The sequence below is a fragment of the Pseudomonas sp. J380 genome (assembly GCF_009827115.1).
In the GTDB taxonomy this organism is placed as follows: Bacteria; Pseudomonadota; Gammaproteobacteria; order Pseudomonadales; family Pseudomonadaceae; genus Aquipseudomonas; species Aquipseudomonas paracarnis.
Genome location: NZ_CP043060.1, coordinates 5,889,111 through 5,900,351, shown reverse-complemented (window position 1 = coordinate 5,900,351; position 11,241 = coordinate 5,889,111). Strand labels below are relative to the sequence as shown.

The 11,241-nt window shown below is 58.5% G+C and carries 10 protein-coding genes; 7 read left to right on the top strand and 3 right to left on the bottom strand.

All coding sequences use genetic code 11. From position 1 onward, the window contains the following. Positions 1–101: 101 nt before the first annotated feature. Positions 102–1,811 (bottom strand): bifunctional isocitrate dehydrogenase kinase/phosphatase, encoded by a 1,710-nt coding sequence (gene aceK / locus FXO12_RS26990; RefSeq protein ID WP_034128409.1) that lies wholly within the window; start codon positions 1,809–1,811, stop codon positions 102–104. A gap of 161 nt (positions 1,812–1,972) precedes the next feature. Between aceK and FXO12_RS26985 the strand changes: the two genes are divergently transcribed. Continuing rightward, positions 1,973–2,857 carry a DMT family transporter gene (locus FXO12_RS26985; RefSeq protein WP_054897844.1) on the top strand — a complete coding sequence of 295 codons (885 nt, stop codon included), beginning with the start codon at positions 1,973–1,975 and terminating at the stop codon, positions 2,855–2,857. Between the two features lie 130 nt (positions 2,858–2,987). Here the strand turns inward: FXO12_RS26985 and FXO12_RS26980 are convergent, their stop codons facing one another. After that, positions 2,988–3,848, bottom strand: a complete 861-nt coding sequence (locus FXO12_RS26980; protein WP_054921759.1) for a DMT family transporter — start codon at positions 3,846–3,848, stop codon at positions 2,988–2,990. 421 nt (positions 3,849–4,269) lie between these two features. On the opposite strand from FXO12_RS26980, the gene FXO12_RS26975 reads away from it, so the two are divergent. The 4 genes from FXO12_RS26975 (at position 4,270) to FXO12_RS26960 (ending at position 8,387) form a co-directional block, all read left to right on the top strand. Further along, on the top strand, positions 4,270–5,061 hold the full coding sequence (locus tag FXO12_RS26975) for a CPBP family intramembrane glutamic endopeptidase (protein ID WP_054921757.1): 792 nt from the start codon (positions 4,270–4,272) through the stop codon (positions 5,059–5,061). Positions 5,062–5,277: 216 nt separating this feature from the next. Beyond that, positions 5,278–6,843, top strand: coding sequence for a PAS domain-containing methyl-accepting chemotaxis protein (locus tag FXO12_RS26970; protein ID WP_034128405.1), 1,566 nt, complete (start codon positions 5,278–5,280; stop codon positions 6,841–6,843). A 163-nt stretch (positions 6,844–7,006) separates the two neighbouring features. Continuing rightward, entirely contained in the window at positions 7,007–7,855 is an 849-nt protein-coding gene (locus FXO12_RS26965; protein WP_057976217.1) for a hypothetical protein, read from the top strand. An 85-nt stretch (positions 7,856–7,940) separates the two neighbouring features. Next, positions 7,941–8,387, top strand: coding sequence for a hypothetical protein (locus tag FXO12_RS26960; RefSeq protein WP_057976219.1), 447 nt, complete (start codon positions 7,941–7,943; stop codon positions 8,385–8,387). Positions 8,388–8,429: 42 nt separating this feature from the next. Here the strand turns inward: FXO12_RS26960 and FXO12_RS26955 are convergent, their stop codons facing one another. Continuing rightward, on the bottom strand, positions 8,430–9,116 hold the full coding sequence (locus FXO12_RS26955; protein ID WP_160049779.1) for an alpha/beta family hydrolase: 687 nt from the start codon (positions 9,114–9,116) through the stop codon (positions 8,430–8,432). A gap of 79 nt (positions 9,117–9,195) precedes the next feature. Here FXO12_RS26955 and ccoN point away from each other — a divergent pair, with 79 nt between their 5' ends. After that, entirely contained in the window at positions 9,196–10,620 is a 1,425-nt protein-coding gene (ccoN, locus tag FXO12_RS26950) for a cytochrome-c oxidase, cbb3-type subunit I (protein ID WP_034128402.1), read from the top strand. A gap of 10 nt (positions 10,621–10,630) precedes the next feature. Continuing rightward, on the top strand, positions 10,631–11,239 hold the full coding sequence (gene ccoO, locus FXO12_RS26945; RefSeq protein ID WP_003193159.1) for a cytochrome-c oxidase, cbb3-type subunit II: 609 nt from the start codon (positions 10,631–10,633) through the stop codon (positions 11,237–11,239). The last annotated feature ends 2 nt before the right edge of the window (positions 11,240–11,241 follow it).

The window sequence follows — 11,241 nt, the reverse complement described above, 5'->3', positions numbered from 1 at the left end:
ATGCAGGGGGCGGATTGTCGCAGAAAAGCAGCTGCTAGCGGCAAGCTTCAAGCAGCAAGTAAGGGCAGACCTACTTTCACTTGCCCCTTGCAGCTTGCAGCTTATGGCTGCTCTTTCCTCTTATAAGGGAACACGTCGATCACCTTGCCGGCACGAATCGCGTCCTGCAGGCCCTTCCAGTAGTCAGCGTTGTACAACTCGCCATGCAGCTCATCGAACAACCGGCGTTGCCCGGCGTCGGCAAACAGGAACGGCGGGAACTCTTCGGGGAACACATCCAGCGGGCCGATGGAGTACCAGGGCTCGGAGGCCATTTCATCCTCGGGGGTGCGCGGCGCGGGGATATGGCGGAAGTTGGCTTCGGTGAGAAAGCAGATTTCGTCGTAGTCGTAGAACACCACGCGGCCGTGGCGGGTGACGCCAAAGTTCTTCAGCAACATGTCGCCGGGGAAGATATTCGCCGCCGCCAGTTGCTTGATCGCCAGGCCGTAATCCTCCAATGCTTCGCGCACCTGGGCGGGGTTGGCGTTGTCGAGGTAGAGGTTGAGCGGGGTCATGCGTCGCTCGGTCCAGCAGTGGCGGATGAGCACGGTGTCGCCCTCCACTTCGACGGTACCGGCGGCGACTTCCAGCAGCTCGGCCAGGCACTCGGGCTCGAACTTGCTCAAGGGGAAGCGGAAGTCGGCGAACTCCTGGGTGTCGGCCATGCGCCCTACCCGGTCGACGCTTTTCACCAGGCGGTACTTTTCGATCACCGTGGCGCGGTTGACGTTTTTTGACGGCGAGAAGCGGTCCTTGATGATCTTGAACACCGTATTGAAACCCGGCAGCGTGAACACGCTCATGACCATGCCGCGCACGCCGGGGGCCATGATGAACTGGTCGTCGGTGGTGGCCAGGTGGTTGATCAGCGCACGGTAGAACTCGGATTTGCCGTGCTTGTAGAAACCGATGGAGGTGTACAACTCGGCAATGTGCTTGCCCGGCAGGATGCGCTTGAGAAAGCCAATGAATTCCGCTGGCACGGGTACATCGACCATGAAATAGGAACGGGTGAACGAGAAGATGATCGACACGTCGGCTTCGTCAGTGATCAACGCATCGATCTGGATGCCACGCCCTTCGCGGTGCAGCAGCGGAATCACCAACGGCCATTGTTCGTCGCGGGTGTAGATGCGCCCCACGAGGTAGGCGCCTTTGTTGCGGTACAGCACTGAGGAAAACAACTCGACCTTGAGGTCCGGGTCCTTGCACACCCAATCCGGCAGGTTTTCCCGCAACTGGGCTTCGAGGCGGCGCAGGTCGGCGGGCAGGTCGGCGTAGGGCTCGCTGAAGCTGTAGTCAGAGAAGACCTGCGCCAGCATGTCCGCTATTTTACCGGCCGGCGTGTAGATACGGGTTTGCGCCGCCCGCGCCCGGCGCAGGCTAGGCCGGGTGGTATGGATGAACATGCAGCCGTCACTGATCAGGTCATGGCTGAACAGGCCGCAGAAGATCGAGTTGTACCAGGTCTCGGACAGCTCATCGTCAAAGCGCAGGTCGATCAAGCCAATATAAGCGCTTTTTACCAAGGGCCACTGGCCGATGTCCTGCAATCCAGCAGGGTCGAAACTGGCGCGCAGACGGGTAGTCACCTCAGCGACTTTCTCCTCATAGAGATTGATGCGCGCCGCCGACGCGGCCTGCCCCTGCTGCCACTGGGCCTTCTCGAAACGCTCACGGGCGCCATCGGTGATCTGGCGGAAGTGCTCACGGTAATCGTCGAAACCGTCGAGGATCATCCGGGCGATAGCGAGGGCGGACTGCGACATGCGGGAAACCTCGAACGGGTATCTGGAAGCCCAGAGCTTAGCCAGTGAACCGAGGCAGGAGAAGAATGATTTTGCACGGGGGCAAACTGACTGCAATTAGCCATTGTGCCGACCTGCCCGCTGGGCAACACTTCTGCGCCCGATTGGCATAGGAGTTTTCCGTGAGACCTGTTGACACCCTGTATCTGCTGGGGCTGGCTGCCATCTGGGGCGCGAGTTTCCTGTTCATGCGCATCATCGCGCCGGAAATCGGCACGGTGCCCACCGCGTTTTTCCGCGTGTCGATTGCCGCCGCGGGTTTACTGGTGATCCTGGCGATGCTGCGCGTGAGCTGGGATTTCCAGGGCAAGTTCAAGACGGTCCTGCTGCTGGGCGTGATCAACTCGGGGATTCCCGCGACGATGTACTCGGTGGCGGCGCAGGTACTGCCGGCGGGTTATTCGGCGATTTTCAACGCCACTACACCGCTGATGGGTGTGCTGATCGGCGGGTTGTTTTTCAGCGAACGCCTGACGCCGGCAAAAATAGCGGGTGTGGCCTTGGGTCTGCTTGGTGTTGCCGTGCTCACCCGCGCAGGGCCGGTGGCATTTGATCTGGAACTGTTAATAGGCGCATTAGCATGCCTGCTGGCGACCACCTGCTATGGCTTCGCCGGTTTCCTGGCGCGACGCTGGCTGGATCAGCGCGGCGGGTTGGACAGTCGTCTCTCTGCCTTGGGCAGTATGCTGGGTGCTACGTTGTTTTTGCTGCCGTTCTTCGCCTTCAGCGCCATCACCCAGCCACCGGCGAGTTGGGGCGGCTGGCAGGTGTGGGTGTCGCTGCTGGGATTGGGGCTGGTATGTACGGCGTTCGCCTACATCCTGTACTTCCGCCTGCTGTCATCCATCGGCCCGGTCAAGTCAATGACCGTGACCTTCATGATTCCGCCGTTCGGCGTGTTGTGGGGGGCGTTGTTGTTGGATGAGCCGCTGTCCATGGCTCATCTGTATGGTGGTGTATTGATTGCCGGGGCGTTGTGGTTGGTGTTGCGCCCGCAAAAACTGTAGGAGCGCCCCTGTGGCGAGGGAGCTTGCTCCCGCTCGACTGCGTAGCAGTCGCAAGCTCCTGGGGGCGCTTCGCACCCCAGCGCAAGCAAGCTTGCTCGCAACAGCTAGCTCGCTCCTACAGGGGTGGTTTCTAGCTCTTACGGAACACGAAGACCAAGCCGACGATGATCAACGCCATTCCCAGCACGCTCAACAGCGCCAGGCGGTTACCGAAGATCAGGTAGTCCATCACCGCGGTCACCGCCGGCACCAGATAGAACAAACTGGTGACATTCACCAGGTTGCCGCGGGCAATCAGCCGATACAGCAACAGCGTCGCCAGCACCGACACCACCAAGCCCATCCACAGCACCGGCAGGTAAAAACCTGCACTGTGCTCGAAGTGGAACGGCTGGAACGGCACGAACACTCCGCACAGCAACAGCCCGGCCAAGTATTGCAGTGGCAGCGTGCCCAAAGGATTGTCGGTGATGCGCTTTTGCATGATCGAGCCAAACGTCATGCTCGCCAGCGCCAGCAGCCCGAACAGCATCCCCGCCAGGGACATGCCCGCCAGCCCGATGCCCTGATACACCACCATAATCAAGCCAGCCAGCCCCAACCCCAGGCCGAACAGCCGGCGCCAGGAGCGTTGGCGCTCCATCAGTACCACGGTAAGGATCGGCTGCACACCCATGATGGTCGCCATCACCCCAGGGGTGACGTTGAGGTCCAGGGCCAGCAGATAGAAAATCTGATAGGCCCCCAGCAAGACCAGGCCCGTCGCCGCCGCATACAGCAGCGGCTTGCCGGGACGTGGCAGCTTCAACTTGAGGAGCGGGACCAGCACTACCAACCCCATCAGGGCAATGGCAAACCGGATCAACAGAAAGGCAAAGGGCGACGCATGGGCCAGGCCCAACTTGGAGAAGATCGCCCCGCTGCTCCACAGCAAGACAAACACGCTCGTCGAGGCCGCCGCGGCCACGGATTGTTTCGAAAGCACAGACATGGTTACCACCTGTTATCAGGCAAAAAAGCCGACTCAGTAAAAAACTGAATTTCAGTAGGTTTTTTCAGGCAGGCACGGGCAACAGCGAATCGCTGATCAGCCCGAAATGCCAACACCCGGCGGTGATACGACTGCGTACACCGGCGTGCTACTGACAGGTGGGGGGTAATGACTGATCTGCGCAGGCTGCTTGCCACGGCACGGCACGACCACGGCGTTGACCGCTGAATCGACTACCGCTATGCGCTGGGAAGCTGGCATGTGCTGATCTTTTTGAAGGGATATAAAGACGCGACGACTATAACCAGCCGCAAACATACTTTGCAATCCTTTCCCCCTTGCCTTGTACATGGAGGCGTTTTCATGCCCTGGAACCTGGCCACTCGCTATAATGCCGCCCGGATTTTTCGAAGGATTTCACATGATTGCTTTGCCCTGGCTGTACCTCACCCTACTTTCCATTGGCTATGTCGTGGCTTTGATCTACGGCCAACTGGGCGTACTGGCGGCGGTCTCCATCGCACTGCTGCTGGTGGCCGGGTACGCCGTGCGCCAGCAACGCAACCCTTGGGCACGCTACTTGGGCCAAGGCTTGTTTATCGTACTGGCCCTGGGCCTGGTGATGCACTGGCTGCCGGGTTTCTATAACGGCCGCGGTATTGCGCCCCAGCGTTTAACTCCGGACTCAGTGCCCTTCTCGATGTACCTGAACCAGGACAAGCCCCTGATAGGCTTCTGGCTGTTGCTGGCCTGCCCGTGGATTGTGGCGCGACGCTCATTGCGCCTGTCGATCTGCGTCACCGCCCTGGCACTGACCCTGACCGCCATCGTCGCACTGGGTGGTGCCGCACTGATGGGAATGATCAGTTGGGCGCCGAAATGGCCGGACCAGGCATGGCTGTGGGTACTCAATAACCTGCTGCTGGTGACGCTGGTGGAAGAAGCGCTGTTTCGTGGCTATGTTCAGGGCGGCCTGAGCCAACGTTTCAAACACTTGCCCTACGGCGAGAACCTTGCGCTGCTGCTGGCTTCGCTGTTATTCGGCCTGATGCATTTCGGTGCGGGTTGGCAATGGGTGACGCTGGCCAGTATTGCCGGGGTCGGTTACGGCCTGGCGTATCGCTTTGGCGGGCTCGGCGCAGCGATTGCCACGCATTTTGGCTTGAATCTGCTGCACTTCGGCTTGTTCACCTACCCAATGCTGGCCAGCTAAGCCTGCCCGACTGTAAGAACGAGCTGTTGTGGCGACGGAGCTTGCTCCCGCTCCGGTGCGTAGCGCCCGCAAGTTGTTTGGGGCCGCTTCGCAGCCCAGCGGGAGCAAGCTCCCTCGCCACAGTCGGCACTCTGCTCCCAGGATTGTTGCAAAAATAAGTTAAATAAATGCCCAGCATGGCCGATAACCCCTGAAAGCCTTGCGGATTGAACAATCATGCGTAATAACCAACCCGTTACCCAGCGCGAACGTACCTTCCCTGCTCAGCAACGGTTGATCTCCACCACAGATGCCAAGGGTGTCATTACCTACTGCAACGACGCGTTTGTCGAAATCAGTGGGTTCACCCGCGACGAACTGGTCCGTGCTCCGCACAACCTGGTGCGTCACCCGGATGTGCCCTCGGCGGTGTTCGCACACATGTGGTCCACGCTCAAACAAGGCTTGCCATGGATGGGCATTGTCAAGAATCGCTGCAAGACCGGCGACCACTACTGGGTTAACGCCTATGTAACACCGGTATTCGACGGTAACCAGGTGATCGGCTACGAATCGGTGCGCATCAAGCCCACCGCCGAGCAGATCCGCCGGGCCGAGGCGCTTTATCAACGCATCAACCAGGGCAAGTCGGCGATTCCCCAGCGCGACAAATGGCTGCCGGTGCTGCAGGACTGGCTGCCGTTTATCCTGGTCAGCCAACTGAGCTTCATGATCGGCGCCACCCTCACCTCCCAGTGGGGCTTTGCCTTGGCGGCAGCGTTGTCGGTGCCGTTGGGCCTGCTGGGGCTGAGCTGGCAACAGCGCGGCCTCAAGCGCTTGCTGCGCCTGGCCGAACAGACCACGTCCGACCCGCTGATTGCGCAGATGTACACCGACAGCCGTGGCGCCCAGGCCCGACTGGAAATGTCGATTCTCAGCCAGGAAGCGCGTCTGAAGACCTGCCTGACCCGCTTGCAGGACACTGCCGAGCACCTCAACGATCAGGCGGCACAGTCCAACACCCTGGCGCACAGCAGCTCCAGCGGCCTGGAACGTCAGCGTGTGGAAACCGAACAGGTGGCCACCGCCGTCAACCAAATGGCTGCAACCACCCAGGAAGTTGCCAGCCATGTGCAGCGCACCGCCGACGCCACCCAGGAAGCCAACCGCCTGACCGGTCGCGGCCGCGATATCGCCGGGGAAACCCGCGAGGCGATTCAGCGGCTTTCGGCAGCGGTTGGCGAGACCGGCGTGACCGTCACTCAACTGGCCAAGGACAGCGATGAAATTGGCGGCGTTGTCGATGTAATCAAGGGCATCGCCGACCAGACCAACTTGCTGGCGCTCAACGCCGCTATCGAAGCCGCGCGTGCCGGTGAGATGGGCCGTGGCTTTGCGGTGGTCGCCGATGAAGTGCGCCAACTGGCGCAGCGTACGGCCGAATCCACCGGGCAGATCCATGCCCTGATCGCCAAGCTGCAACACACGGCGGCTGCGGCCGTGCAAACCATGGACGCCGGGCATCGCCAGGCCGAAGAAGGTGTGGCGCGGGTGATGGAAGCGGACCAGGCGTTGGTGGGCATCAGTGAGGCGGTGGCCAATATCACCGACATGACCACCCAGATTGCCGCGGCCACCGAAGAGCAAAGCGCCGTGGCCGAGGAGATCAGCCGTAACATCAGCACTATTGCGCTGTTGGCAGACCAGACCTCAGAGCAGGCGATGAACTCGGCGCAGTTGAGTGAAGAACTGACTCATACGGCGAATACTCAGTACTCGCTGGTGGAGCGTTTTAACCGGTAGAACTTCAAGGGCTCACTTTCTCCAACAAGTGAGCCCCTTGCAGATGGCTATCACTCATCATCTTTTTATCACCAAGCATTCTATAAAACTGTCAATTCTCACAGTTAACCTTTGAACGCCTCCCTCCTTATAGTGTGAACCTGTCAAACAGGAGCACACCGTTATGTCCCGGTCTACCGACTCAAATAGCGCCCTGCATCCCTTCCCAAAAACCATGGGGCGTGTGCAATGGACTGAAAAATCATCGAACAACGAAAGAACATTGGAAGGCTGGGCTCTCCCACTGCACCTATCCGAATACAATAATCAGTATTGGGTCAAGTTGACGCTCCAGTCCCCAGACACTCAACAATCACTGTTACTGAAAATACCTTGCGACTCCATAAGTACATCACCTAACAAATCAATCAAGCAAAACCCGGAAGCCTTCACCCACGTGTACATTCAAGGTGCAAACAATAACGTACCTGAAACGGAAGAACGTATTAAACCTGTCGGCGACATTGAAGTAACCGTTGACGAAAGCACAGGGAACACAACGCTGAATTTCGAAGGTTCTTTCACTGACACAGCGTCGGAATTACGCGAAATAAAATGCTGCTGTGAGTGGCCTGCAACTACCCTTGCCTCACAACATTCGATCTTTAAGTGGACAGAAGGACAAACTCAATACAAAACGGAGGGCTGGTTGGCCTACTCCAGTTCAAGCAAGGCATGGTATCTGACCAGCGAGGAGGGAGAATGGGGTACGCCTCAATACCGTGAGTGGGCTATTTTTATTTACTGCGACGATGAAAATGAACAGATCATCGATGAAACATTTAAAAACGGTGATGAGAAATCGAATTTTTACTATGCTCCCTTCGGCGGTGGCACCTATGAAGACGAATACAATGTAACGCTTACACTGACTCAGCAGCCGTTGCGCTGCGAAGCCACCTTTAAAAATAAAATCCGCGACCGTGTAGACATGACTAACGGCACGTTTATGCCTATAAAAGACTGCCCGTAGCCACATCATTTTCACGGATGTTCGTACAGTGAGACCTCAACCCCCTGACAAACTTAAACCCACCCCGATATAAAGGAGCGTTATAATGTCGACCGACCTCTACTCCTTGGAAAACCAAGAAAACTCCACGTCTAAAAATACGTTTACGTGGATTAAATGCAACGAAAGTACATCTGCGCAAAAAGTGTATTTTTACCACAACAAAGATAAAACGCAATGGGCTATCGAAGGATTAATAGGATCTTACAAGGATAGGAACCTGCTGGGTTATCATTTCAAGATCCCTTATGAAGAAGGGGATATAACTAAAACCTATAACCTCACAAGTGAATTTGGAGCTTACCACTCCACCGACTCTCCAGGTCATGAAACTCAAACTTACAGAGCTGAGGAGGCCGAAGTAACGATTAGCATCAATACGTTTACCGAAAGAGCAACAGGTTCTTTCAAAGCAACCTTTAGAGAACAGTCGGCCCACATGAATGTTACAGGTGATTTCGAAATGTACTATATTCAAAAAGAATACCTTTAAAAAACTCATCACCTTTGCAACACCCAACCTCCTCACAAAGCGTCAGGCGAGAAAACCTGACGCTTTGATGGCCGCCGCCTCCAAATGCTGCTCATGACTGAACCCCGACGCCTTCAACGGCTTCAAATCATGATCCCCCGCCACCAGCCACATCACCTCAATGCTCGGCGATAACGCATACCCCTCCACCGCCGCTCGATTGCCCAAGGCATCACGCTCGCCCTGCACTATCAGCGTCGGCGTCGCAAGCGCAGCCAGATGCTCCACCCGAGGCTTTTGCGGCTTGCCCACCGCATAAAACGGATAGCCCAGGCACACCAACCCATCTGCGCCCAGCTCATCGGCCAACAAACTGGCCATGCGCCCGCCCATGGACTTGCCGCCAATCGCCAGTTTCCCAGCGACATGACGTCGCACCTGGTCATACACCTCACGCCACGCCTCCAGCAGTTTCGGCGCCGGATTCGGCGGGCGTTTGCCCCCGTCCAAGCGGCGCTGGGCCATGTACGGGAACTCGAAGCGCAACACGTTCACACCATGCCCGGCAAGGCGTGCAGCCATGTCGGGCATGAACGCCGAGTCCATCGGTGCACCGGCGCCATGGGCCAGAATCAGCGTGACCGGCTCGCCCGAACGCTTGCCCGTGGCGACATCCCACAACCAGCCATGTTCCCGTACACACTGCGCCCATTGATCCCCGTCAATACTGGCCTTGTGCTCTTTGCCCATGCTTGCCTCGCTTTTTAGTCTGCCTATAACTCCAGCCCAAGTGCCGCACTTGCTTGGGTTGAACCGTGGATGGGGAACCATGAACACTACTTTAAGTACCGCCTATAACTACAAGGTGGTCCGCCAATTCGCCATTATGACGGTGGTGTGGGGCATCGTCGGCATGGGGCTCGGGGTTTTTCTCGCGGCCCAATTGGTTTGGCCTGCGCTCAACTTCGATTTGCCCTGGACCAGCTTCGGCCGTCTGCGCCCATTGCACACCAATGCGGTGATTTTCGCGTTCGGTGGCTGTGCGCTGTTCGCCAGCTCCTTTTACTCGGTGCAACGCACCTGCCAGACGCAGCTGTTCGCGCCGAAAGTCGCCGCGTTCTGCTTCTGGGGCTGGCAGCTTGTGATCCTGCTGGCCGCCATCAGCCTGCCACTGGGCTACACCAGCTCCAAGGAATACGCCGAGCTGGAATGGCCGATCGACATCCTGATCACCATTGTCTGGGTCGCCTACGCCATCGTGTTCTTCGGCACGATCATGAAACGCAAGACCAAGCACATCTATGTGGGCAACTGGTTCTTCGGCGCGTTCATCATCACCGTGGCCATCTTGCATATCGTCAATAACCTGGAAATCCCGGTCAGCCTGACGAAGTCCTACTCGCTGTACGGCGGTGCGACGGATGCCATGGTGCAGTGGTGGTATGGGCACAACGCGGTAGGCTTTTTCCTGACTGCGGGTTTTCTGGGGATGATGTACTACTTCGTGCCCAAACAGGCCGAGCGCCCGGTGTATTCCTATCGTTTGTCGATCGTGCACTTCTGGGCGTTGATCACCCTGTACATCTGGGCCGGCCCGCACCACTTGCACTACACCGCCTTGCCGGACTGGGCGCAGTCCCTGGGCATGGTGATGTCACTGGTGCTGCTGGCGCCAAGCTGGGGCGGCATGATCAACGGCATGATGACCCTCTCGGGTGCCTGGCATAAGTTGCGCAGCGACCCGATCCTGCGCTTCCTCGTCGTCTCCCTGGCCTTCTACGGCATGTCGACCTTCGAAGGCCCGATGATGGCGATCAAGACCGTCAACGCCCTCTCCCACTACACCGACTGGACCATCGGCCACGTACACGCCGGGGCGCTGGGCTGGGTGGCGATGATCTCCATCGGCGCGCTGTACCACATGATCCCGAAAGTCTTCGGTCGCGAGCAGATGTACAGCCTCGGCCTGATCAACGCGCACTTCTGGCTGGCCACCATCGGCACCGTGCTCTACATCGCCTCGATGTGGGTCAACGGCATCGCCCAGGGCCTGATGTGGCGTGCGGTCAACGAAGACGGCACCCTTACCTACTCCTTCGTCGAAACCCTGGTGGCCAGCCACCCAGGCTTCATCGTGCGTCTGGTGGGCGGTGCGATCTTCCTCAGCGGCATGTTCCTGATGGCTTACAACACATGGCGCACCGTGCGTTCGGCGCAACCTGCCGAAGTCACCGCTGCCGCGCAGATGGCCTGAGGAGTCGATGATGAAACACGAAACGATTGAAAAGAACGTCGGCCTGTTGATGCTGCTGATGGTGCTCGCCGTGAGCATCGGTGGCCTGACGCAGATCGTCCCGCTGTTCTTCCAGGACGTGACCAACAAGCCGGTCGAAGGCATGAAGCCCTACACCGCACTGCAACTGGAAGGCCGCGACATCTACATCCGCGAAGGCTGCGTGCAGTGCCACTCGCAGATGATCCGCCCGTTCCGCGCCGAGACCGAGCGCTACGGCCACTACTCGGTGGCTGGCGAAAGCGTGTGGGACCACCCGTTCTTGTGGGGCTCCAAGCGTACCGGGCCGGACCTGGCCCGCGTCGGCGCGCGCTACTCGGACGACTGGCACCGCGCGCACTTGTACAACCCGCGCAACGTGGTGCCAGAGTCGAAAATGCCGGCCTACCCCTGGCTGGTCACCGCCGCCGTCGACAGCAGCCACACCGAGACCAAGTTGAAAGTGATGCGCACCCTCGGCGTGCCGTACACCGACGACGACATCAATGGCGCCGTCGCCAGCCTCAAGGGCAAGACCGAGATGGACGCGCTGGTTTCCTACCTGCAAGTGCTCGGCACTGCCATCAAGAGCAAGAGGTGAGC